The organism is Marinobacterium arenosum, from assembly GCF_019795155.1.
Classification (GTDB): domain Bacteria; phylum Pseudomonadota; class Gammaproteobacteria; order Pseudomonadales; family Balneatricaceae; genus Marinobacterium_C; species Marinobacterium_C arenosum.
In genome coordinates this window covers 53313-77161 of sequence record NZ_JAILYN010000005.1, presented here as the reverse complement: position 1 = coordinate 77161, position 23849 = coordinate 53313, and the positions used below count along the sequence as shown (strand labels likewise).

Annotated in this window: 18 protein-coding genes and 5 tRNA genes; 15 read left to right on the top strand and 8 right to left on the bottom strand. The window is 61.3% G+C overall.

What is annotated here, in order from left to right:
* Positions 1-6 precede the first annotated feature (6 nt).
* Positions 7-849, bottom strand: a complete 843-nt coding sequence (gene prmC, locus K6T12_RS03755) for a peptide chain release factor N(5)-glutamine methyltransferase (RefSeq protein ID WP_315853558.1) — start codon at positions 847-849, stop codon at positions 7-9.
* A 274-nt stretch (positions 850-1123) separates the two neighbouring features.
* On the opposite strand from prmC, the gene K6T12_RS03750 reads away from it, so the two are divergent.
* Positions 1124-1321 carry a hypothetical protein gene (locus K6T12_RS03750; RefSeq protein WP_222219622.1) on the top strand — a complete coding sequence of 66 codons (198 nt, stop codon included), beginning with the start codon at positions 1124-1126 and terminating at the stop codon, positions 1319-1321.
* A 281-nt stretch (positions 1322-1602) separates the two neighbouring features.
* Here the strand turns inward: K6T12_RS03750 and prfA are convergent, their stop codons facing one another.
* On the bottom strand, positions 1603-2691 hold the full coding sequence (gene prfA / locus K6T12_RS03745; protein WP_222219620.1) for a peptide chain release factor 1: 1089 nt from the start codon (positions 2689-2691) through the stop codon (positions 1603-1605).
* A 2-nt stretch (positions 2692-2693) separates the two neighbouring features.
* Positions 2694-3965: a glutamyl-tRNA reductase gene (gene hemA / locus K6T12_RS03740; protein WP_222219733.1), complete on the bottom strand. Its 1272-nt coding sequence runs from the start codon at positions 3963-3965 to the stop codon at positions 2694-2696.
* Between the two features lie 196 nt (positions 3966-4161).
* Between hemA and K6T12_RS03735 the strand changes: the two genes are divergently transcribed.
* The 12 genes from K6T12_RS03735 (at position 4162) to K6T12_RS03680 (ending at position 13129) form a co-directional block, all read left to right on the top strand.
* Positions 4162-5862: a tetratricopeptide repeat protein gene (locus K6T12_RS03735; protein ID WP_222219618.1), complete on the top strand. Its 1701-nt coding sequence runs from the start codon at positions 4162-4164 to the stop codon at positions 5860-5862.
* Positions 5862-6431 (top strand): lipoprotein insertase outer membrane protein LolB, encoded by a 570-nt coding sequence (gene lolB / locus K6T12_RS03730; protein ID WP_222219616.1) that lies wholly within the window; start codon positions 5862-5864, stop codon positions 6429-6431. Before K6T12_RS03735 ends, lolB begins: the two co-directional genes overlap by 1 nt.
* A gap of 132 nt (positions 6432-6563) precedes the next feature.
* Positions 6564-6638: transfer RNA gene (locus K6T12_RS03725), tRNA-Gln, on the top strand.
* 66 nt (positions 6639-6704) lie between these two features.
* Positions 6705-7646 carry a ribose-phosphate pyrophosphokinase gene (locus K6T12_RS03720; protein WP_222219614.1) on the top strand — a complete coding sequence of 314 codons (942 nt, stop codon included), beginning with the start codon at positions 6705-6707 and terminating at the stop codon, positions 7644-7646.
* Positions 7647-7768: 122 nt separating this feature from the next.
* The gene (locus K6T12_RS03715; protein WP_222219612.1) at positions 7769-8365 is read left to right on the top strand and encodes a 50S ribosomal protein L25/general stress protein Ctc; all 597 of its coding nucleotides are present in this window, start codon (positions 7769-7771) and stop codon (positions 8363-8365) included.
* Between the two features lie 27 nt (positions 8366-8392).
* The gene (pth, locus tag K6T12_RS03710) at positions 8393-8980 is read left to right on the top strand and encodes an aminoacyl-tRNA hydrolase (protein WP_222219610.1); all 588 of its coding nucleotides are present in this window, start codon (positions 8393-8395) and stop codon (positions 8978-8980) included.
* 78 nt (positions 8981-9058) lie between these two features.
* A complete protein-coding gene (gene ychF, locus K6T12_RS03705) occupies positions 9059-10150 on the top strand; it encodes a redox-regulated ATPase YchF (RefSeq protein WP_222219608.1) in 1092 nt (363 codons plus the stop codon).
* A 186-nt stretch (positions 10151-10336) separates the two neighbouring features.
* Positions 10337-10413, top strand: a tRNA-Met gene (locus K6T12_RS03700).
* Positions 10414-10428: 15 nt separating this feature from the next.
* A tRNA-Gln gene (locus tag K6T12_RS03695) sits at positions 10429-10503 on the top strand.
* 12 nt (positions 10504-10515) lie between these two features.
* Positions 10516-10592: transfer RNA gene (locus tag K6T12_RS03690), tRNA-Met, on the top strand.
* 44 nt (positions 10593-10636) lie between these two features.
* Positions 10637-10711, top strand: a tRNA-Gln gene (locus K6T12_RS03685).
* A 300-nt stretch (positions 10712-11011) separates the two neighbouring features.
* Entirely contained in the window at positions 11012-13129 is a 2118-nt protein-coding gene (locus K6T12_RS03680; RefSeq protein WP_222219606.1) for an EAL domain-containing protein, read from the top strand.
* Positions 13130-13215: 86 nt separating this feature from the next.
* Here the strand turns inward: K6T12_RS03680 and serB are convergent, their stop codons facing one another.
* Positions 13216-14433: a phosphoserine phosphatase SerB gene (gene serB, locus K6T12_RS03675; RefSeq protein WP_222219604.1), complete on the bottom strand. Its 1218-nt coding sequence runs from the start codon at positions 14431-14433 to the stop codon at positions 13216-13218.
* Between the two features lie 113 nt (positions 14434-14546).
* On the opposite strand from serB, the gene K6T12_RS03670 reads away from it, so the two are divergent.
* Positions 14547-15890, top strand: coding sequence for a bifunctional DedA family/phosphatase PAP2 family protein (locus K6T12_RS03670; RefSeq protein ID WP_222219602.1), 1344 nt, complete (start codon positions 14547-14549; stop codon positions 15888-15890).
* On the opposite strand, the gene rnr is transcribed toward K6T12_RS03670, so the two are convergent.
* From rnr to K6T12_RS03655, 3 genes are all read right to left on the bottom strand, one after another.
* Positions 15880-18405: a ribonuclease R gene (gene rnr / locus K6T12_RS03665; protein WP_222219600.1), complete on the bottom strand. Its 2526-nt coding sequence runs from the start codon at positions 18403-18405 to the stop codon at positions 15880-15882. The genes K6T12_RS03670 and rnr overlap by 11 nt on opposite strands.
* 47 nt (positions 18406-18452) lie before the next feature.
* Positions 18453-19160, bottom strand: a complete 708-nt coding sequence (locus K6T12_RS03660; RefSeq protein WP_222219598.1) for a tRNA-uridine aminocarboxypropyltransferase — start codon at positions 19158-19160, stop codon at positions 18453-18455.
* A 134-nt stretch (positions 19161-19294) separates the two neighbouring features.
* Positions 19295-20857: a tetratricopeptide repeat protein gene (locus tag K6T12_RS03655; protein WP_222219596.1), complete on the bottom strand. Its 1563-nt coding sequence runs from the start codon at positions 20855-20857 to the stop codon at positions 19295-19297.
* A 621-nt stretch (positions 20858-21478) separates the two neighbouring features.
* Here K6T12_RS03655 and K6T12_RS03650 point away from each other — a divergent pair.
* Entirely contained in the window at positions 21479-22402 is a 924-nt protein-coding gene (locus K6T12_RS03650) for a histone deacetylase family protein (RefSeq protein ID WP_222219594.1), read from the top strand.
* Positions 22403-22543: 141 nt separating this feature from the next.
* Here the strand turns inward: K6T12_RS03650 and K6T12_RS03645 are convergent, their stop codons facing one another.
* Entirely contained in the window at positions 22544-23845 is a 1302-nt protein-coding gene (locus tag K6T12_RS03645; protein WP_222219592.1) for a sodium ion-translocating decarboxylase subunit beta, read from the bottom strand.
* Positions 23846-23849: the final 4 nt, after the last annotated feature.

The following is a 23849-nucleotide window of genomic DNA, read 5'->3' as shown; positions in this document are numbered from 1 at the left end:
CTTTCTCTACTCCTCATCACCGGGCCAGCGACCGACCGTGATCCGGTCGCGCCCGCCATAATCCCGTACCGTTTTAACCTGCCGGTAGCCAAGTCGGCGCAACAGCTGCGCAGACGCCTCGCCCTGATCGTAACCGTGCTCGAACAGCAACCAGCCACCCGGCTTCAGGCATGCTCGCGCCTGCTCGGCGATCCAACGGATATCGGCCATACCGGCCTCGTCGGCCACCAGCGCACTACTCGGCTCGAACCGCACATCCCCCTGCGCCAAGTGCGGATCGGCCGGGTCTATATAGGGAGGATTACTGACAATCATATCGAACCGGCCCTGCAGCGGCTCAAACCAGTTGCCTTCGACGAACTCGACGTTGGTCAGCCCGTTTCGCTGACGGTTTCGTTCTGCCAGGGCCACCGCCGCGGCCACCCGATCGCAGCCGACCAGTCGCCAAGCGGGCCGCTCGGACGCCAGCGCCAGGGCGATAGCGCCAGTTCCCGTGCCCAGGTCCAGCACCCGATAGGGACCGTCGGCCAATCGCTCCAGCGCCTGCTCCACCAGCGTCTCGGTATCGGGCCGCGGGATCAGGGTGTCCGGCGAAACCTCCAGTTGCAAGGTCCAGAAGCCGGTGTGACCGACGATATGGGCTACCGGCTCGCCCTGCTGGCGGCGTTCCAGCATCCGCTCCAGTTGCTGCCGCTGGTCCGCCGCCAGTTCGCGATCGGGCCAGGTAAACAGGTAGCTGCGCGGTTGCCGCAGCACCGCGCAAAGCAGCAACTCAACATCCAGCCGGGCACTGTCGCTGACCGGCTCCAGGCGCGCACTCAACGCCAGCGCATCCGCTATCCGCATCATTCAACCTCCACCCCGCATGGCGGCTCGCCAGGACGGTTTTCTGTGCAGTCGTTGGAGCACAAAAAAATAGTCATATTTCGGGCTTTTCCAATTCGATTTTCCTGCTATATTTCGCCATATTAGGGTGCACAATAGCGCAGCCGCCGGGTAGTAGTTGAGGCCAGCAGGCCTGCTGCCGATGGCGCCAGACCGATGACACCCAACTGGTTTTCACCGCAGGCATGGCAATTAGGCCCGCCTGCATGATTATCAACCTGACAGTGAGAGTGAAACGATGGGCACCAAAGTCAGTGTCGATCATACTAGCTTGGACAATCTCGATGAATGGGATGACGACTTTTCCGACAAAGGTTCCTATCGCAAGAAAGCGGGCCGGGACCGGAGACGCGACATAGAGGAACGGCTGGAAGAGAAACGACTGCGCCGGCAGATTGAAAGCAGCTACGACGCCGATGACTATAGCTGGTCATAAGGGGTTAGCAGCAACGCTAACAATGCCAAGCCCCCGTTAAGCGTGCCCTGAGCGCGCACACAAAAAAGCCCCGCTATTGAGCGGGGCTTTTTAGTTTCTTTTGGCGGCGGGTTGCTACGAAGCATGAAACCTTGTAGCAGCGGGCTCTGACCGCGACAAGGTTGGCTCAGCCTCGAGGGTGTCGCCCTAGGTACCCGAGGGGCATACCAAGCGGGCTGCCACGGAGCGGCCGGCTACTCGTTGCGGGACGCCTTCGGCCAGCTGGTTCAGACGCGCCCAGCTCAATCGCTATCGGACAATGCGCCCAGTTGCTCGGCCTGGTACTCGGTCATCAGCGGCTCGACCACATGGTTCAGCTCGCCAGCCATCACCTCCTGCAGCTTGTACAGCGTCAGGTTGATACGGTGATCGGTCACCCGTCCCTGCGGATAGTTGTAGGTGCGGATCCGCTCGGAACGGTCGCCGCTACCGACCAGGCTCTTGCGCATGCCAGCCTGCGCGGCGGCGGTGCGCTCCTGTTCGGCGGCCTGCAGCCGCGAGGCCAGCAGCGACATCGCCTTGGCGCGGTTCTTGTGCTGCGAACGCTCCTCCTGGCACTCCACCACCACACCGGTCGGGATATGGGTGATACGGATCGCCGAGTCGGTCTTGTTGACGTGCTGGCCGCCGGCGCCGGAAGCCCGGAAGGTGTCGACCCGCAGATCCGCCTTGTTGATCTCGATTTCGGCGGATGCGTCCATCTCCGGCATGATCGCCACGGTACAGGCGGAGGTATGAATGCGCCCCTGGGACTCGGTCTCGGGCACCCGCTGCACCCGGTGGGCGCCGGATTCGAATTTCAGGTGAGAATAAACATCGCTGCCGACCACCCGGGTGATCAGCTCCTTGTAGCCGCCATGCTCGCCCTCGCTGGCACTGATCACCTCGATCCGCCAGCCTTTCTGCTCGGCATACTTGGCGTACATCCGGTACAGGTCGCCGGAGAACAGCGCCGCCTCGTCGCCACCGGTTCCGGCCCGGATCTCCAGGAACACGTTGCGGGCATCGTTCGGGTCCTTCGGCAGCAGCAGGATCTGCAGCTCGGTCTCAAGCGCCTCGATCCGTTCGCGGGCGTCGGCCAACTCCTCCTGCGCCATCTCGCGCATCTCGGGGTCGCTGTCCTCGGACATCAGTTCGGCTTCGGCCAGGTCCTCGCGGGCCTGCTGGTAAGCGCCGAAGCTCTTCACCACCGGCTCCAGTTCGGCATACTCCTTGGAGTAGTCGCGGAAACGGTTCTGGTCGCTGATTACGCCGGCATCCGACATCAACGCGGCCAGCTCCTCATAGCGGTCTTGCAGCTTTTCCAGCTTGGCAAGAATGGAATCTTTCATGGTCAGGAATCGGTCTTTTCAGGGCCAGCCAGCTGATACAGCTCCTGTACCGCCTGCAGCAGTTCAGAGCGCCCTTCGGCGCTGGCTTTACGCATCTGGATGGTCGGTTGATGCAGCAATTTATTGGTCAGGCCGCGGGCCAGCTGGGTCAGCACCTGGGCCGGGTCCTTGCCGTTGTCGAGCTGGCGCAGGGCGCGCTCGAGCTCCTGGTCTCGGGTCTGCTCCGCCTGACCGCGCAGTGCGGTCAGGGTATCGACCGCAGCCAGCGAGCGCAGCTGGCGGAAAAATTCGTGGGCACCGGTCTCGATGATCGCCTCGGCTTCCTGGGCGGCACTCTCGCGATTGCGCTGGTTCTCTTCGATCACCTCACGCAGGTCGTCCACGGTATACAGGTAGATATCGTCCAGCTCGGCCACTTGCGGTTCGATATCGCGCGGTACCGCGATATCGACCATGAAGATCGGCCGGTGCTTGCGCTTTTTCAGCGCCGCCTCTACCGCACCCTTGCCGAGAATCGGCAGCTGGCTGGCAGTCGAGGCGATCACGATATCCGCCTTGACCAGCGCCTCGGGGATATCGCCCAGCAGGATCGCCTCGCCGTTAAATTCGCCGGCCAGGTCGACCGCGCGATTGAGCGTCCGGTTGGCAACGGTGATCTGGCTGACGCCGGCATTGACCAGATGGCGCGCCACCAGCTCGATGGTCTCGCCGGCGCCGATCAGCAATGCCCGGCTGCGGCTCAGGTCGGCGAAGATATGCTGGGCCAGGCTGACCGCGGCATAGGCCACCGACACCGGGTTTTCACCGATGGCGGTATCGGTGCGCACCTGCTTGGCCACCGCAAAGGTCTGCTGGAACAGTCGGCCCAGTTCGGCCCCCAAAGTACCGTGCTGCTGGGAGACCGCATGGGCGGATTTCAGCTGGCCGAGGATCTGCGGTTCGCCAAGCACCAGCGAATCGAGCCCGCTGGCCACCCGCATCATGTGGCGCGCGGCCTCCTCATCCCAGTAAGCGTAGGAGCAGGACTGCAACGCATCGGCACTGAGCCCGTGATAACTGCCCAGCCATTCGAGCAGCGCCCGGGTGCCGGCCAGGTCGGTTGAGCAGTACAGTTCGGTACGGTTACAGGTGGACAGGATCGCCACCTCTTTCAGGGAAGCGGAGCGACGGGCTTGTTCCAATGCCTCAGCCATCTGTTCCGGCACGAACGCAACCCGCTCGCGAACCTCGACCGAGGCCGTTTTATGGTTTATGCCTAATGCCAAAAGCGCCATACGACTGTCGCGCACCCTTTCACTCACAAAGCGCGTAATGATACAACGGTTTCAATACTATGGTTAGCATAACCGAATACGATGACCGGAACCGCCGAGCTTCCCCCGCCACGGGCTGCCCGGCAGGCCGGCGACGGCTGACAAGGTTTGGTGCTTTCATCTATAGTGAGCTCAAATACCGGATTGCGAACACCCTATGAAATCATCTGTACTAGCGGCGCTCAGCGCAGCCCTGCTGCTGGCCGGCTGCAGCAACCTGCAACGTTCCAGCGACTACAGCGCCCAGCCTCTGCCTCCGGTGCACTATCAGCCGGGCGAATTGAACCGGGAAACCCTGTACGAACTGCTCAGTGCCGAGATCGCCGGCCAGCGTCAGCTATACCCGCAGGCGCTGGACAACTATCTGCGCCAGGCCCGGCTGACCCGCGATCCGGGGGTCGCCGAGCGGGCCACCCGTATCGCCCAGTATCTGCGTGAACCGGACAGTATCCGCCAGGCCGCACTGCTGTGGATCTCAGCGGACCCGACCAACCCGGAACCCTACCAGATCGCCGCCAGCGTGATGCTGCACCAAGGCGATTACCCACAGGCGCTGCCGTTGCTGGAGCAGGCACTGCAGACCGACCAGTCCCAGACCCTGGCGCTGATCGACAGCCGCGCCGCGCAGATGGAGCCGGAAACCCTGGCCGGCTACCTGGCGCTGCTGGATACCCAGTTGAAGCAAGATCCGGAGAATGCCAGCCTGCACCGCAGCCGCGGGGTACTGCTACGCCAGCAGGGAGACGAGCAAGCCGCCCTGCAGGCACTTAACCGGGCCCAGCAGTTGGCACCGAATCAGCTGGATATCATGGCACAGAAGGCCGATCTGCTGCGGGCGATGGATCAAACGGAACCGGCTTTGACGCTGGTGCGCAAAGCCCTGGCGATCGAACCGGACAACCGCCAGCTAAAGTTACTGCGGATCCAGCTGCTGTTCGACAGCGACCGGGCCGAACAGGGCAGCAACGCGGCACTCGAACTGATCGAGCAGACCCCGCGCGACGCCCAGTTGCACCTGTACCTGGCGCTACTGATGCTGGACGCCGACCTGATGGAGCCGTCCCGCCGGATTCTGCAGCAGTTGCTGGAACAGTACCCGCAGGACAGCACGCCACATTTCTACCTGGGCTTTATCGAACAACGCGACAACCGCGTCAACGCCGCCATCGCCCACTACCAGCAGGTCGATGACGGTCCCAAGCTGTACCAGGCCTATGCCCGTATCGCCGCGCTGCTGGACAGCGCCGAGCACAAAGCCCGGCTCAGCCAGATCGTCGCCGACGGTCGCGCACTGCATCCGGAGATCGCCCGCCTGCTGTACACCATGGAAGCCGAATGGCTGCATCTGTATGACTTGACCGATGAAGCCCTGGCGCTGCTGGAGGAGGCTCTGGCCGAGTTCGACAACGATCCCGACCTGCTTTATACCCGGGCGATGCTGATCGAAGCGAGCGATTTCAGCCAGGCCGAAAAGGACCTGCGCGAGGTCATTCGCCAACAGCCCGACAACAGCCAGGCGCTGAATGCGCTGGGTTACACCCTGACCCTGCACACTGAACGCTACCAGGAGGCGTTGGCGCTGATCGAGCGGGCGCTGGCCGGCAAACCGGACGACCCGGCGATACTCGATTCCATGGGTTGGGTACTGTTCAAGCTGCAACGCTACAGCGACTCGATCGACTACCTGGAACGCGCCTATCAGCAGTACCCCGATCCGGAAGTGGCCGGCCACCTGATCCAGAGCTACCAGGCCAACGGCCAGCTGGAAAAGGCCCGCCAACTGCTGGACAACAGCCTGACCAGCGATCCGGACAACAGCTTCCTGCTGGAAGCGGCCGAAGCGTTGAGTAACCGCTGATGCGTCCATTGATCGTGCTGTTGGCCAGCCTCTGGCTGGCCGCCTGCAGCAGCCTGCAGCCGAGCCCACCCGCCCAGGTCAGTAACTGGCAGCAATACCAGTGGCAGATGAGCACCCTGAAGCAGTGGCAGCTGAGCGGCAAAGTAGGCTTCCGTACCCCCGACGACAGCGAGTCGGCCGGTTTTCGCTGGCAGCAGCAGGACGACCGCTACCAGATCGAACTGTTCGGTCCGCTCAATCAGCTGGGCGCCCGCATCGAGGGCAACCTCGACTATATCCAGTTGGAGATGGACGACCGCCGCTATCGGGCACCGAGCCCCGAAGCGCTGTTGCAAGATCACCTCGGTTGGCAGTTTCCGATCCATGATCTGAACTGGTGGATCCGCGGCCTGCCCTCCCCCGACCAGAGCTACCAGCAGAAACTGCAGGATCAGCGGTTGGCGCGGCTCGACCAGGCTGGCTGGACCATCCGCTATCTGCGCTACAGCGAGGATCGCAGCCGACCGGAAAAACTGGTGCTGCAACGGGACCGGCTGCGTATCACCCTGGTGATCCATGACTGGCAATGATTGCGCAGAAAGCTATGCCCAAGGCCCTTCGGCGACTTTACCCGTTGCCGGCCGTTCAGGTTTGACATCGGCCAAATCATCAACGACAATACGCGCCTCTTTTATGGGAGGCCGGTCCTCCGACAAGATTACTGGGGTATCGCCAAGCGGTAAGGCACTGGATTCTGATTCCAGCATGCGGAGGTTCGAATCCTCCTACCCCAGCCAATTACCATGAACGGTTCCCTGTCAGTTATTAGTTCAGATTCCAATCAAATCGAGAAGGTGCACCTCGTGTCCAAGATGATGGTCTTTACCGGCAATGCGAATCCGGAGCTGGCCGCCAAGGTTGTCGAACGCCTTGACATCCCGATGGGTAAAGCAAATGTCGGTCGTTTCAGCGACGGCGAAGTGGCAGTAGAGATTCAGGAAAACGTGCGCGGTAAGGACGTTTTCATTATCCAGTCCACCTGTGCTCCGACCAACGACAACCTGATGGAACTGATGGTGCTGGCCGACGCCCTGCGTCGTGCATCCGCCAGCCGCCTGACAGCCGTCATCCCGTACTTCGGTTATGCCCGCCAGGACCGCCGCCCGCGCTCCGCCCGTGTGGCGATCAGCGCCAAGGTCGTAGCAGACATCCTGTCCGGCGTAGGCATCGACCGGGTACTGACCGTCGATCTGCACGCCGACCAGATCCAGGGCTTCTTCGACGTCCCGGTGGATAACGTGTATGGCTCCCCGGTGCTGCTGGACGACATCATGGATCAGGAATACGAGAACATGGTTGTCGTATCGCCGGACGTAGGCGGCGTGGTTCGCGCCCGCGCAGTCGCCAAGCAGCTGGACTGTGACCTGGCGATCATCGACAAGCGCCGCGAGCGCGCCAACGAATCCCAGGTAATGAACCTGATCGGCGACGTGGAAGGCCGCACCTGCCTACTGGTCGACGACATGTGCGATACCGCCGGCACCCTGTGCAAGGCAGCCAAGGCCCTGAAAGACAAGGGCGCCGCCAAAGTGGTCGCTTACGCCACCCACCCGGTGCTGTCCGGCCCGGCGATTCAGAACGTTATCGGCTCCGAGCTGGACGAACTGGTGGTCACCGACACCATCCCGCTGTCGGATGCTGCAAAAAACTGCGGCAAGATCCGTCAGCTGACGCTGGCGCCGATGCTGGCCGAAGCGGTTCGCCGCGTATGCAATGAGGAATCCATCAGCGCGATGTTCCGCTAATAACAGCGTGCTGACGGGCCGGTTTACCGGCCCGCTATAACGCCCTTCGGGGCCTAAAACCATTACTGCAAAACTCTGGTCGCGGGGTTTTGCAGTTTTGTTTATTAAAGAAGGTTAAAAAAATGACTGATTTCGTAATCAATGCAGTAGCACGTGAAGACGAAGGGAAAGGTGCGAGCCGCCGCCTGCGTCGCGAAGGTCTGGTACCGGGTATCGTATTCGGTGGCGACAAGCGCAAGAAGCCGGCGTCTATCTCTATCCCGAACAACGAACTGGTCAAGCTGACTGAAGACCAGGCGTTCTTCTCCTCCATCCTGACTCTGAAGCTGGATGACAAGGAAGAACAGGTGATCATCAAGGACCTGCAGCGTCACCCGGCCAAGCCGGTCCTGCTGCACGCTGACTTCCAGCGCGTTACCAAGTCCAACAAGATCAAGATCACCGTGCCGCTGCAGTTCGTCAACTTCGAAAAGTCCGCTGCATCCAAGGCTGCTGCCAAGTTCGCGGTTGAGAAGAACACTGCCGAAGTACTGTGCCTGGCCGACAAACTGCCGGAAGCACTGACTGTCGACCTGACCAGCGCAGAACTGGGCCAGATCCTGCACCTGTCCGACATCTCCCTGCCGGAAGGCGTTGAGATCGTCGCACTGCGTCGCGGCGCCGACCACGACCAGGGCATCGGCTACGTCTACGCTCCGCGTGGCTCCAAAGCCAAGTAAGCGCTGTAGCCCTGACAGAGCGCCGGCATGAAGGATCGGATTCAGCTGATTGTGGGCCTGGGTAATCCAGGCGACAAGTATGCACATACCCGTCACAATGCCGGCGCCGAGTTTGTCGAGCAGCTTGCTGCTCGACAGCTCGTTACCCTGCAGGCCGATAAGAAATATCACGGCCTGTACGGCAAGGTTCAGCTGGACGGCCAGCAGGTACACCTGCTGATCCCGACCACCTTCATGAACCTCAGTGGCCAGTCGGTCGCCAGTCTCGCCAACTTCTACAAGATTCCGCCCGAGGCCATTCTGGTCGCTCATGACGAACTCGACCTGCCGCCCGGCGTCGCCCGCTTCAAGCTGGGTGGCGGACACGGTGGTCACAACGGCCTGCGCGATATCATCAGCAAGCTTGGCAACAACAAGAACTTCTATCGCCTGCGCCTCGGCATCGGCCATCCCGGCCACAGCAGCCAGGTCTCCAACTTCGTGTTGAGCAAGGCCCCCGGCAGTGAACGGGAAAAAACCCAGGCCGCCATCGACGAAGCGCTCTATCAGCTGAAGGACGCCATCAACGGCGATTGGGCCAAGGCGATGAACCAGTTACACAGCTTTAAGGCATAGGAACCCCAGCCAAACCGTTTGACCGTGGCAACGGCAGACGCTTTCGCTGGTTTTCCAACAGATTACAGGACCACCACCATGGGTTTTAAATGCGGTATCGTCGGCCTGCCGAACGTAGGTAAATCCACCCTGTTCAACGCCCTGACCAAGAACGGCATTGCTGCAGAGAACTTCCCATTCTGCACCATTGAACCGAACTCCGGTGTTGTTCCGATGCCGGATCCGCGGCTGGACAAGCTGGCCGGGATCGTCAAGCCGGAGCGGGTGCTGCCGACCACCATGGAGTTCGTCGATATCGCCGGCCTGGTGGCGGGCGCCTCCAAAGGTGAAGGCCTGGGCAACCAGTTCCTGGCCAACATTCGCGAAACCGATGCCATCGCCCATGTGGTGCGCTGCTTCGAGGATGACAACGTTATCCACGTCGCCAACCGCATCCACCCGCTGGAAGATATCGAAACCATCAACCTGGAACTGGCCCTGGCCGACCTGGACTCCGCCGAGAAGCAGTTGCAGCGTATTCAGCGTGCAGCCAAAGGCGGCGACAAGGAAGCCGTCCAGCAGAAAGCGATGCTCGAACGGCTGATCCCGCACCTGGAAGAGGGCCAGCCGGTACGCGCGCTCAAGCTGGATGCGGATGAGATGAAGATCGTCAAGGGCTTCCACCTGCTGACGGTCAAGCCGACCATGTACATCGCCAACGTCGATGAGGACGGCTTCGAAGACAACCCGCACCTCGACGCCGTGCGCGAGCTGGCCGAAACGGAAGGTGCCGTCGTCGTCGCGATCTGCAACAAGCTTGAAGCGGAGATTGCCGAGCTGGACGACGAGGAGCGCGACGAGTTCCTCGCCGACCTGGGCATGGAGGAGCCGGGCCTGGATCGTGTCATCCGCGCCGGTTACCAGCTGCTGGGCCTGCAGACCTACTTCACCGCCGGGGTTAAGGAAGTCCGCGCCTGGACCGTGAAAATCGGCGCCACCGCGCCGCAGGCCGCCGGAGTTATCCACACCGATTTCGAAAAAGGCTTCATCCGGGCCGAAGTGGTCAGCTACGACGACTTCGTCAACCACAACGGCGAACAGGGTGCCAAAGACGCCGGCCGCTGGCGCCTGGAAGGCAAGGATTACATCGTGCAGGACGGCGATGTAGTACACTTCCGCTTCAACGTTTAAAGCCGCCGATACTGATCACAAAGCCGACCGCCATGGTCGGCTTTTTTGTGGCCGACACCTTCCTCTACCGGCAGCACAACCCGTCAATAGAGCAACTATCCTTAGAGATAAAATTTACCAACTTTTTTAACGCAAGCTGTTGACAGCAATACGGAAATAACCAATAATGCGCGTCCTCGAAAGCATGGCAATGTAGCTCAGTTGGTTAGAGCATCGCATTCATAATGCGAGGGTCGCAGGTTCGAGTCCCGCCATTGCCACCATGTTTTTGAAATTGCAGGGGTATAGCCAAGCGGTAAGGCAACGGGTTTTGATCCCGTCATGCGTTGGTTCGAATCCAGCTACCCCTGCCACTTTTTTTGCGTGGCAATATAGCTCAGTTGGTTAGAGCATCGCATTCATAATGCGAGGGTCGCAGGTTCGAGTCCCGCTATTGCCACCACGCTACTTGACGCTTAAAGCTGTAAGCTAGCGACTGAACATTGTTGGGGTATCGCCAAGCGGTAAGGCACTGGATTCTGATTCCAGCATGCGGAGGTTCGAATCCTCCTACCCCAGCCACCTCCCCTCTCGTTATTACTCCCCACGAATATCAAAAGCTGACAGCAGTACTGCTGTCGATTCACTGCTTTGGCCTGTATGACTTACAGCTTGAAACTTATAGCTATGCCATGCTGCAGGCACTGCTGATTCAGAGCCACAAGCTTTCAGCTTCAAACGATAAGCTACCCACCTGGCACGATCTACTTACAGCTTATCGCTTGTAACTTGAAGCTCCCCCACTGACATTTCTCGTCAACCGGGTCTAAACTTGGGGCAAGGATCACTCGCCCCACTGCAATGAATGCGGGGAATTCATTGATGAATCAGACTGTTGCGCTTTCCAATGTCGCGCTGCTCAAGGAGTTGTCACAGCGCCGCCGCCAGCCTTTACGTAAGAATGTCGAGCTGCTGTTCATCGGCCTGCCGTTAGAGCTGGCCGACCAGGTCTGTACCGTGCTGCGCGGCACCCATATCGGCCCTCGCACCCGGCAAGTCGATACGCCGGAAGAGCTGCTGGACGAGCTGAGTCAGCGCAGCTGGGACCTTATCATCTGCGGTGACCAGGCGGCGCAGCTGCCGGCCCGGCGTATTATCGAATTGCTGTATCAGCAGAACCGAGATATCCCGGTGATCCAGTTGCTGGAGACCTGCAGCAAACAGGCGATCTATCAGGGCCTTCATCAGCAGCTCAAGGCGGTACTGCCTGCTGATGATCCGGAACTGGTACTGGTATGCATTCGAAGAGAGCTGGAGTCTCTGGAGCAGCGACGCAGGCTGAAACGCATCGATCTGCTGCTACATGAAGCGGAGCAGCGCCAGAACCGGCTGATGAACCATTCCAGCGAAGCCCTCTGCTGCTGCGATCCGGATCATATCGTCTACCTGAACCAGAGCCTGCTGCACCAGTTCGGCTATGACAGCAGCGAAGCACTGCTCAACAAGCCCATCGACACCCTGATCATGGAGGATGACCAGCCTGTCTTCCAGGATCAGCTACGCAGCTTCCTGCAGGACCACCTGACGGAACAGTGGCAGAACCTCACCTGCCAGCGTGTCGACGGTAGCCAGTTCAAAGCCAGCATCGGCATGCAGGAGATCCGCCATAACGGCATCTCGACACTGCTACTGACTATACGCCCCGAGCAAGCCCTGGAGGAGCGCCAGCAGCGGCTGGACCTGATCACCGGCCTGCCCAACGGCGAGCAGATCCATGAGCAGCTCGATCGCTGCTACAGGCGCGCACTGGATGGCGGCCATGACTGCAATTTGCTGTATGTCCAGCTGGAGAACTTCAACCAGCTGCGCGAACAGTATGGCACCTACGCAACCGACCAGCTCAGCCTGGATGCCGCCACCTTGCTGCGTGAAGCGATCGGCAACCCCCACCCGCTCGGCCGTCTGCAGGACGATAGCTATTTGGTGATCTATCAGGATGCCCGCCAGCAAACGGCATTGGAGGTCGCCCGACAACTGGTATCGGAACTGGACCAGCTGACCCTGACAGCAGTCAAACAACCGGTCGAACTACGCTGGGCCGCCGGCGTAGTGCCGATCAATGACAACGCCGCCAGCATAGACGCATTGCTCAGCCAGGGCCGCAAAGCGATAGAACGAACCCACCAGCTCAACTCGGGCCCGCATGTCGAGCTGTACACCGCCATCATCCATGAACCCCAATCACTGCAACGCGATGGCGTACTGCAGACCCTGCGCGAAGCGGTCGAAAAGGAGCGGATGAAGCTGCTGTTCCAGCCGGTGGTCGGCCTGGCCCAGCAGGACAGTCGGGGGCGTTACGAGGTACTGCTGCGCCTGCAGGACGAACAGGGCCGGGAGTACTCACCGGCGCCTTTCCTGACCGCGTTCAACCTGGACACCCTTTGCGTACAACTGGACCGCTGGGTGATCAACCAATGCATCCAGCGACTACAACAGCAGGGCGAGAATACCCAGCTGTTTATCAACCTCAACAGCCGCACCCTGCGCGATCGTAACCTGATCAACTGGATCGCCGAGCTGCTACGGCGCCACCGGGTTTCCGGCGAGCAACTGATCTTCCAGCTCAGTGAGACCGATGTGCTGGCACAGCTGCAGCGGGCTCGGGACTGGGCGGAATCCTTGAAACGCCTGCACAGCCCGCTGTGCATCAAGCATTACGGCAGCTCCAATAGCGCCGACCGGGTATTGAAGCAGCTGAAACCGCGCTACGTGAAGCTGGACGGCACCTATATCAACGACCTCAACCAGGACAACCTGCACGACCAGAACTTCATGAAGCTGGTCAGTTCGCTGCATGCCGGCGACTGTCAGACCATCGCCCCGCTGGTCGAATCCGCCCGGGTGATGAGCAAGCTCTGGCGGGCGCAGATCCGCTACGTACAGGGTCACTACCTGCAGTCGCCCAGCGAGGAGATGCAGTACGACTTCTTCCAGCAGTAACCCACTGCTCCCGAGCCAAAACGAAAACCGGCGCCCTGAGGCGCCGGTTTGCTTAATTCAATAAGTGAATAGCTACCACTGAGCAGCTATTGCAGGGTATCGCGATCACGGAAGCCGATCAGGTAGAGAATACCGTCCAGCCCCAGTGTCGAGATTGCCTGCTTGGCACTCTGGCGCACCAGCGGCTTGGCCCTGAAGGCGATCCCCAGGCCGGCAATCGACAGCATCGGCAGGTCGTTGGCGCCGTCGCCGACGGCGATGGTCTGCTCCAACCGAACCCCTTCGCGGGCGGCGATCTCGCGCAGCAGTTCCGCCTTGCGCTCGCCGTTGACGATGGTACCGGTCACTTCGCCGGTCACCTTGCCGTCGCGGATATCCAACTCGTTGGCGTAGACGTAGTCGAAGCCCAGCTTGCGACGCAGATACTCGCCGAAGTAGGTGAAGCCACCGGACAGGATGGCGGTCTTGAAACCCAGCGCCTTCAGGTTGGAGACCAACTCCTCGGCCCCTTCGGTCAGCGGCAGTCGCTCGGCGATCCGCTCAAGAACCGATTCATCCAGCCCCTTCAGCAGGCCGACCCGGCGCCGGAAGCTCTCGTTGAAATCGATCTCGCCACGCATCGCCGCCTCGGTGATCTCAATGACCTGGTCGCCGACACCGGCCTCCTTGGCCAGCTCGTCGATCACCTCCGCCTCGATCAGCGTCGAATCCATATCGAACACCACCAGCCGGCGGTTGCGGCGGTAGATGCTGTCCTCCTGGAAAGCGATATCCACGTCCATTTCGGCCGCTACACTGAGGAACTCCTCACGCAGCGCAGCGGCATCGGCCGGCCCGCCGCGCACCGAGAACTCGACGCAGGCCTTGGTGCGATCCTGGGCCGACTCCTGCAGCGATACCCGGCCGGACAAGCGGCTGATATTGTCGATGTTCAGGCCGTGCGCGGCCGCCACCTGGGTTACCCGGGCGATATGTTCAGCACTGATCTTACGGGCCAGCAGACTGATGATGTGACGGGACTTGCCCTGGTGCTCCACCCACTGCTCGTACTCACCATCCAGTACCGGCTGAAAACGGACCTGCATGTTCAACTCATGCGCCTTGAACAATATGTCGCGCAGCAGCGGCGAAGATTCCGCCTCCTTCGGCACCTGGATCAGAATGCCAAGCGACAGGGTGTTATGGATCACCGCCTGGCCGATATCCAGGATATTGATCTTGTACTGCGCCAGGATGGCGGTCAGGGCGGAAGTCACGCCCGGCTTGTCTTCGCCGGACAGGGTCATCAGGATAATCTCGTTCATCAGGCCGTCCCGTCGGGGTAATCAGATGAGATGGGGCGCGATTATAGCAGGAACTGTTTCCCTTGGTGCGTTGCCAACGGAGTATACTGCCGGCAAATGGACTGGATATTGAGATGATCGCTGCGCTGATCGACTGGTTTTACAGCCCGCAGGGACTGCCGCTGCTGATCGGCCTGGTGGCACTGCTGGAGTCGCTGCTGCTGGTCGGCCTGCTGGTACCCGGCGTGGCTTTGATCGCCTCGCTGAGCTGGCTGGCCGGCCAGCAACAGCTGGCGTTGCCGGTGCTGCTCGGCTGGGGGTTCGTCGGCGCGGTGCTGGGTGACGGTATCAGCTACTGGCTGGGTCGTCATTGGGCCGGTTCAATCGCCAGTCTGGCACTGTTCCGGCGCCACCCCCGTTGGCTGGCAGATGGCCACCGGTTCTTCGCCCGCTACGGCGGGCTGAGCGTCCTGGTGGGTCGCTTCGTCGGACCGGTACGGCCGTTCATCCCGTTTATCGCCGGCAGCATGGCGATGCCGCCGCTGCGCTTCATGCTAGTCAATATCCTCTCGGCGCTGCTCTGGGCACCGGCCTACCTGCTGCCCGGCTATTGGCTCGGCGAACAGAGCCAACAGCTGCAACCCTACTGGAACGGGCCACTGCAACTGCTCGGTGCCCTGCTGCTACTGATGCTGCTGTGGCACAGCCTGCACCTGCAGTTGCAGCCGCAGCGCTGGCTGGCACGCCAACTCGGCTGGCTACCGGAACCACGCGGCAGTTGGTTGCTGCTGGCGACCGCGCTTACGCTGCTGACGCTGCTCTGCCTGATACGGTTATTGGTTGGCGTGCCGGACAGCGAACAACTCTGGCACCAACAACTGCAACAATGGCCGCACTGGCTGAAGCCGGCGGCCGTGGCCATAACCCAGCTGGGTGACAAGGTGCTGCTGCTCGGCCTGAGCTTCGGACTCGTCGCCCTGCTGGCCTGGCGCGGCCTCTGGCGCCACGGCCTGGTGTTTATCAGCCTGCTGTTCGCCCTGGTAGCATTCAACAGCGGTCTTAAGTGGCTGTACGCGCTACCGCGCCCCCCGCTGGGAACCAGCCTCTATGACAGCTGGAGCTTCCCCAGCGGTCACGCCAGTGCCGCGGCAGGATTCTTCGCGATGCTGGCGGTGTTGCTGGTTCGGGGCTGGCCGGACCGGCTACGCAGGCGGCTATATACACTGACATTGCTGCCGGTGACGCTGGTGCCACTGTCGCGGGTGCTGCTGGACCTGCACTGGCCGCTGGATGCGCTGGCCGGTGCGCTTGAAGGGATAGTGGCGGCACTGTGCTGGCGGCTCTGGCTGGACCACCGACCGCTGCCGCTGGATAGCCGGCTGCGCCGCCAGATTGGCTGCGGGGTCGCCGTAGGTACAGGCCTCTATCTATTGGCCTGCACCTCCGGCGCACTGCAGTTCTACCAGCTCAGCGGCTGACTTTCCCAACCTTGTCGGCTTTGGCCTTCTTGTCAGTCTTGGCGGTGGTCTTGCCGCCCGCCTTGGCTTTACGCTTCTTGGCCTTCTGACTCTTGCCGGCGGACTCGGCACTGAACGCCTGCTGCTCCCGCTCCGCTGCAGACAGCGGGGCCTTGTCCTTCGCGCCCTTGGCAGCCGGTCGCCGGCGCGGCTTGGCGGCTTTCTCAGCCGGCAGCTCGCCACCCAGCTTGCCTGCCGCCAGTTGCTGGCGGACGCTCGACTGTTTACGGCCCCGTTGCTCGACCGAGATCAGCTCGAAATCGATCTTACGCTCATCCAGGTCGACCCGTGCCACCCGAACCCTCAGCCGGTCGCCGAGACGGAACACCTTGCAGGTACGCTCACCGATCAACCGCTGCTTGCCGGCATCGAACTGGTAGTAATCAGACGGCAGGCCGGTGACATGGATCAGCCCCTCGACGAACACCTGGTCGAGCTCGACGAACAGGCCGAAGCCGGTCACGGCCGCCACCACGCCGTCGAACTCCCCGCCGACCTGATCTCTCATGTACTCGCACTTCAGCCAGGCCACCACATCACGGGTGGCATCGTCGGCGCGACGCTCAGTCATCGAGCAGTGCTCACCCAGCTGCAGCATCTGCGGCATGTCGTACTGCACGGCGAACTGCGGATTGACGGCGAAGTCGTCGGCCCGCAACAACGAACGCTCCTCCCGCTCACTGTGCAGTGCGGCCCGGATCAACCGGTGCACCACCAGGTCCGGGTAGCGGCGGATCGGCGAGGTGAAATGAGTATAGGCCGAGTAGGCCAGCCCGAAATGGCCCTGGTTGTCCGGACTGTAGACCGCCTGGTTCATCGAGCGCAGCATCATGGTCTGGATCAGGTGGCGGTCGGGCCGGTTCTCGATCATCGTCGCCAGCTGCTGGAAATCCTCCGGGCTCGGGTCGTCACCGCCGCTGATCGCCAGCCCCAGCTCGCCGAGGAAGCCACGCAGGTTTTCCAGTTTCTGCGCCTTGGGTCCTTCGTGAATCCGGTAGATCGCCGGCCGCTTCAGCTTATGCAGGAAACGGGCGGTGGCCACGTTGGCGCACAGCATGCACTCTTCGATCAGCTTATGGGCATCGTTGCGCTGGACCGGCACGATCTGCTCGATCTTGCGTGTCTCGTCGAACAGGATCCGCGTCTCGGTGGTTTCAAAATCGATCGCGCCGCGCTGCTCGCGGGCATTGCGCAAATTGAAATAGAGGCCGTGCAGGTTTTCCAGGTGGCGTAGCAGCCCTTCGTACTCCCGCCGCATCCGCGCACCGTACTCGGTATCGGCCTCGGTCAGCATGGCGCCCACCTGGGTATAGGTCAGCCGGGCGTGGGAATTGATCACCGCCTCGTAGAAGCGGTAACCGGACAATCGACCGGCCTTGCTGATGGTCATCTCGCAGACCATCGCCAGCCGGTCGACCTGCGGGTTCAGCGAGCAGAGGCCATTGGAAAGCAGTTCCGGCAGCATCGGTACCACGTATTCCGGGAAATAGACCGAGTTGCCGCGCTTCAGCGCTTCGCTGTCCAGTTCGGTACCGGGCCGCACGTACCAGGAAACATCGGCGATAGCCACCCACAGCCGCCAGCCGCCGCTGGTGTTTCGCTCGGCATAGACCGCATCGTCGAAGTCCTTGGCGTCCTCACCGTCGATGGTGACGAACGGCAGCTGACGCAGGTCGACCCGGCCGGCCTTGGCCGCCTCGTCCACCTCGACATCCAGCTGGGCAATCTCGTCACTGACGCCTTGCGGCCAATCCTGCGGGATATCGTAGTTGTGGATCGCCACCTGGATCTCCATGCCCGGCGCCATATGGTCGCCCAACACCTCGATCACCCGCGCCTGCGCCATCTGGCGCCGCCCCGGTTGCTGTACGATCTCGGCGACCACCAGCTGGCCGTCGTGGTAGGCCGGCGCCGATTGGTCACTGACCACCATGATCTCCTGAGGAATACGCTGATTCTCCGGGGTCAGGTAGCCGAAGCCGTCCTGGCCCTTGAAACGGCCGACCAGCTTGTGGGTACAGCGCTCCAGCACCTCGACAATCTTGCCGTCGCGACGCCCTTTGAAATCGGCACCCAGCTCCTGCACCAGCACCCGATCGCCGTCGAATACCTGGCGCATCTGGCGCGGGCTGATAAACAGGTCACTGCCGCCCTCATCCGGCTTCACGAAGCCGAAGCCGTCGCGGTGTCCGATCACCCGTCCCTTGATCAGCCCCATGTGCTGGATCAGGCCGAACTCGTTCTTGCGGTTGCTGATCAACTGGCCATCGCGGCACATCGCCTTGAGCCGGAACAGCACCGCATCGCGAGTCTCCTCGTCTTCAATACCGAGGGCATCGCAGACCCGTTCGTGGGGCAGCGGCTTGCCAATTCGTTCCAGCGTCTGCTGGATATACTCCCGGCTGGGGACCGGCGTACCATACTTTTCCCGCTCGCGCGCCGCGAACGGATCGCGCTGACTCCAATGCTCTGTCATAGCTCCATTCCATTCAGGCGGCCGGAACGCGACCGCATCCGTCTACCTCAACCCGCTGCAGGCCATTCGCCCCGTTGTAACGCCCGGATCAGCTGCTTGGCCGGTTGTTCGGGGTTCAGCGGCCGGGTCAGCCGTGAGGCACGGTAGTGTTCGTTAAAAATATCAAAATACGCGTCCAGCAACCGGGCTGAACGGGGATCCCCTATCTGATCGAGCATGGCAGCTGCCACCTCCGCTGTACAGAGTTGATCCGGTTCGATCTTCTTACGCAGATGATAGCGGCTCAACAGCTGCTGCTGCGGCGAGATCACCGGCAGCTGATCCAGATAGCGGCTGTGGCGGAAAATCCGCCGGGCCTGCCGCCAGGTACCGTCCGGCAAAATAAACAGCGGGATACGGCCGTCGTCGACCGGCCGGCTAACCATCCGGTGACGATAATCCTCCGCCGGCGGGAAGACGATATGGGGCGCCAGCGTGGGGTCGTCCAGCAACCGGGCCAAACGTTCGCCAGGCGCCGTACGCTGCCATTCAAGCTGTTCGGTATTGGCGATCACATCGCCAATCAGGCGGCCGGTATTGGTGGGCTTGTACTGTTCCTTGCGATGCATCAGCAGGCAGAAGCGCGCCTGGGCATGGTGCAGAAAGCGGAATTCACAGATACAGGTGCGCGGCGTCAACAGGCAGTGGCCGCAGCGCTCGACATTCGAGCCGCGGGCCCGGAAGGGACGCCGCGGAAAGCTGGTGAGGCAGGTCATAACATCCAACTACAATCGTCAGCAGGCACTATACGCCAGTCCCATAGGGCAGCCAAGCGGGAAAGAACCGTTGCGAACCGCTGCCCGCCGACCAACCTGGCCTGGATAACTCAGGACTGGTGCCAAACTGGCCGTCAGCGCAACAGGGCGCCGAGCGAGCCGTCTGGCAGTTGCTCCACGCCAGCGGCCAACAGCTCCGCCAGCAGCTCCGCTTTCTGCCCGGCGCTGTCGTCGAGGTCCAGCAACTTGGTCAGCTTCAGATAACGGTCGGCCATCTTCAGCCGCTCGTCACGATTCTGCTGGCTGTCCCGTGCCGTTTCCAGAAATAACTGGGCCAGGTTAAGCAGCGCATAGGCGTTGTTGCGGTCGTAGTCGATCGCCAGGGTGAAGTGCTTGATGGCCTGAACCAGCTTGCCGGCCAGGTACTGCTTGACCCCCTGCCGGTTGACCTTCTGGCTCATCATCGGGTCCTGGCCCGGCTGGCCCTGCGGCGCCGATTCCGGTGACGGCTCGATCGGCTGAGCCACCGGTTCCAGTACCGGCACCTTGTCGCCGGTGACGTCGAGTCGTTCCCGCTCCAGGTCGAGCGGTTGCTCCAACTCCTGGTTGTACATCTGCGCGGCTTCCTGGAACTTCTTGGTATTAAGGCTATCGCCAAGCTCCTTGTACATCTCGGCCCGCAGCAGTGCCGCCCTGACCTCCAGCTCCCTATCACGCGGAAATTTGGACTGGGCATTGACCAGCAACTGCTCGATACCACCGGCAAGGCTATCCCTTTGCCGACCGGTGGCCCCGTTCAACTCCAGACGTCGGATGTTAGCCAGTCGCAGGTACGGCTCCGGCGACCGATAGCAGCTGTGCCGGCCCAATATGATCGATTTCTGATAGGCGCCGCTGGCCAGATCGTAGCGGCCGGTCTGGGTCGCCGTGCGGCCAAGGCGCATCTGGCGGGGGATCCCCATCGGTGCCCGGGCGGTCGCCTCCTGTAGCGCCTCCAATGCGGCCTCCGTGTCACCGAGGCACTCGTGCACCTCGGCCAGCAGATCATAGGCGGCGATCAACAGCGGGTGACGCTGAATAAGGTCGAGCAACAGGTCGCGGGCGACCTCGTAGCGCTCCATCTCCAGTGCCAGCCTGGCCCAGGCGAACGCCACCTCCTTGTCCTGCCGGCGCCAGTACGCCTCCTCCAGCACCTGCAGCGCCTCCTGGTGCTGATTGAGACGGGCCAGCATCTCAGCCTTGATGACCTGGGCTTGGCCGTAGGTATCCATGGTCGGCGAGAAATCACGTTCGCAGCGCAGTAGCGCCTCTTCCCAGTCCTCCCGCTCGATCGCCTCTTCGATCTGGTGGAACATCGCCTTGCGCCGCAACACACCATCCAGCCGGCGCTTCAACTCGTCGACGCTGAACGGTTTTGTCACCACTGCATCCGGTTTACTGTCGATCGCGTGCAGGATCAGCTCCTGGGAGGCGTCCCCGGTCATGAACAACCAGGCGACACTCGGCCTCATCACCCCGCGAAAGCGCGCTTCCTCAAGAATCTGGATACCGCCGACCGACTCGCGATTATTGTGGCCAAGCAGGATAACGTCGTAGCGACTCTCGGCTATCTCGACAAACACCCGGCTGTTGATGGTGATCGCCTTGATATTCTGCACCCCGAGGCTGCGCAACATGTAGACAATCGTCGAGCGCATGTTACCGCTGCTTTCGATCAGCAGAACATTCTTGGACGAATAATCCACTACAGACGGGGTTTTCCTAACCACTAGAGAGGCCTTATGAACTAAACACAGGAATACTTGCTAATCGCTTATGATAGTTGCTCATCGCCAAAACGTATATGCTCGGGCGACCGGCAACGATAGCACCTGCAACGTTCTATGGCTCTTGGAGGGACGGTGCTCTTGCCACCTATGCGCGACGCACCGTTTTACGGTCATGCCGCACACCACCGGAAACCGGAATTTTCACTCTTTGCCGCTGATCGATAACGACCGCGAAAATAAACCAAAAAAAAGCACCGGGTGTAGGGTGAGACACTCGGTGCTAAGACAGTTCTATGCTGTAGGGTTATGCTATAGCCGGCTTGCGCCCCCGCGTATGATTCAGATCAATCGAATGCCACCTTCGGCACCTCGACAGCACGGCTACGACCTATGACTAACACCTGCGGAGCGCCGATTTCATTACACTGGGACTAGAGCGAATCTGCGACCCGCCGGTCCGGCCGGCTAGCCATCTGCAACAGAAAACACCTGCCGTCGGTACAGTTACCAGCCAGCGCGCCAGATTCGAAGCATAAGGACATAATAAATATGACAACTGCGTACATCAGCCACCAGGACTGTGGACTGCACAATATGGGACCGGAGCACCCGGAAAGCCCGGTACGGCTGCTGGCAATCCGCAAGGTATTGGAAAAAACCGGCCTGCTGCAGGAGCTGGAGCAGTTCGAAGCGGTGCCGGTGACCGCACAGCAGATCCAGCTGGCCCACGCCAAGCTGCACCAGAAGCGGCTGGAGATGAAGCTGCCGGAAGCGGGTGTCGTCTACACCGATGAAGATACCGCGCTCTGCCCTGACTCCCTGCAGGCCGCTGATCTGGCGGCGGGTGCCGGTATCCTGGCGGTCAACCGGGTGCTGGCCGGCCGGGCCGACAACGCCTTCTGCGCGGTACGACCGCCCGGCCACCATGCCGAACACAACATCCCGATGGGCTTCTGCTTCTACAACAACGTGGCGATCGCCGCTATGCATGCGCTGCAGCAGCCGGGCATCAACCGGGTGGCGATCGTCGACTTCGACGTCCACCACGGCAACGGCACCGTCGATATATTCAAGGACCTGCCCGAGGTGCTGGTCTGCTCCACCTTCCAGCACCCCTTCTACCCGGAGCGTTATGCCGACATCCGGCGCGGCAATATCGTCAACTGCCCGATGGAGGCCAACAGCGACGGCCGGGTGTTCCGCCGGTTGATCGAGAACCATGTGGTACCGGCATTGCACGCGCACCGGCCCGACATGCTGTTCATCTCGGCGGGTTTCGATGCCCACCAGGAAGACCCGATGGCCGACCTGATGCTGACCGAGGAGGACTACCGCTGGGTCACCCAGGTGTTGATGGATATCGCCCGCAGCAGCTGCCAGGGGCGGCTGGTTTCGATGCTGGAGGGCGGCTACAACCCGGTGGCGCTGGCGTTCAGCGTACAGGCACACCTGGAAGTGCTGGCCGGGCATTAAGAGGAGTTAACAGTCTCCAGTAACACCCGGTTGCGCCAGCGGTGCGCGATAGCAACGTTCTGTGAACTGTAAACTCAACACTGTCCACTACGAAAAAAGGCTGCCTCCGGGCAGCCTTTTTTATGTCGCCAGGTCGACCGATCAGCCGACGAACTTGATCATCACACCGGCAGCAACCGCCGAGCCGATAACGCCGGCCACGTTCGGGCCCATCGCATGCATCAGCAGGAAGTTCTGCGGGTTGGCCTCCAGGCCAAGCTTGTTGGATACCCGGGCGGCCATCGGTACCGCCGATACACCGGCCGAGCCGATCAGCGGGTTGATCGCATTACCGCCGGCCATCTTGTTCATCGCCTTGGCCATCAGCACGCCACAAGCAGTACCGATACCGAAGGCAACGATACCCAGCACCAGGATACCCAGCGTTTCCACGTCCAGGAACTTGTCGGCGGACAGCTTGGAGCCGACCGACAGGCCCAGGAAGATGGTGACGATGTTGATCAGCGCATTCTGAGCGGTATCGCTCAGACGGTCGACCACGCCACACTCGCGCATCAGGTTACCGAAGCAGAACATACCCAGCAGCGGCGCGGCATCCGGCAGCAGCAGAGCCACCAGTACCAGCAGCAGGATCGGGAACATGATCTTCTCGGTCTTGCTGACATGACGCAGCTGAACCATCGCGATCTTACGCTCCTGCTCGGTGGTCAGGGCGCGCATGATCGGCGGCTGAATCATCGGTACCAGCGCCATGTAGGAGTACGCGGCTACTGCGATCGCGCCCAGCAACTGCGGTGCCAGCAGGCTGGCAACGTAGATCGCCGTCGGACCGTCGGCGCCACCGATGATACCGATCGCGGCGGCATCCTGGATACTGAAATCCATGATGCCGAGTACGCTCAGCCCCACCGCACCCAGCACGGTCGCAAAGATACCGAACTGAGCCGCCGCCCCCAGGAACAGGGTTTTGGGGTTGGCCAGCAGCGGACCAAAGTCGGTCATCGCACCAACGCCCATGAAGATCAGCAGCGGCGCCGCACCGGAGGCGATCGCCACCGTGTAGAAGTTGTACAGCATACCGTTGCTGTAACCACCGTCCTTCGCCACATTGACCGCCGCATCATGCGCGGCAGCGCTGGCGCCATGGTAGGCGTGCAGCAGATCGTGTGGATCGGTCGAGGTGATACTCAACGCATTAGCCATCGCCTGCATCACTTCCGGCTTGGCGAAGTGCACGGCATTTTCCACTGCAGAAAATGCCAGGCCCGCTTCCGGGATATTGGCGAGGACGCCACCAAAGCCGATCGGAACCAGCAGCAATGGCTCAAAGTTTTTACGGATGGCCAGGAACAGCAGCAACAGGCCAACCAGAATCATAACCAGCTGGCCCGGCGCCATGTTGTAGATGCCGGAGGCCTGCCAGAGTTCTAGCAATTTTTCCATGGAG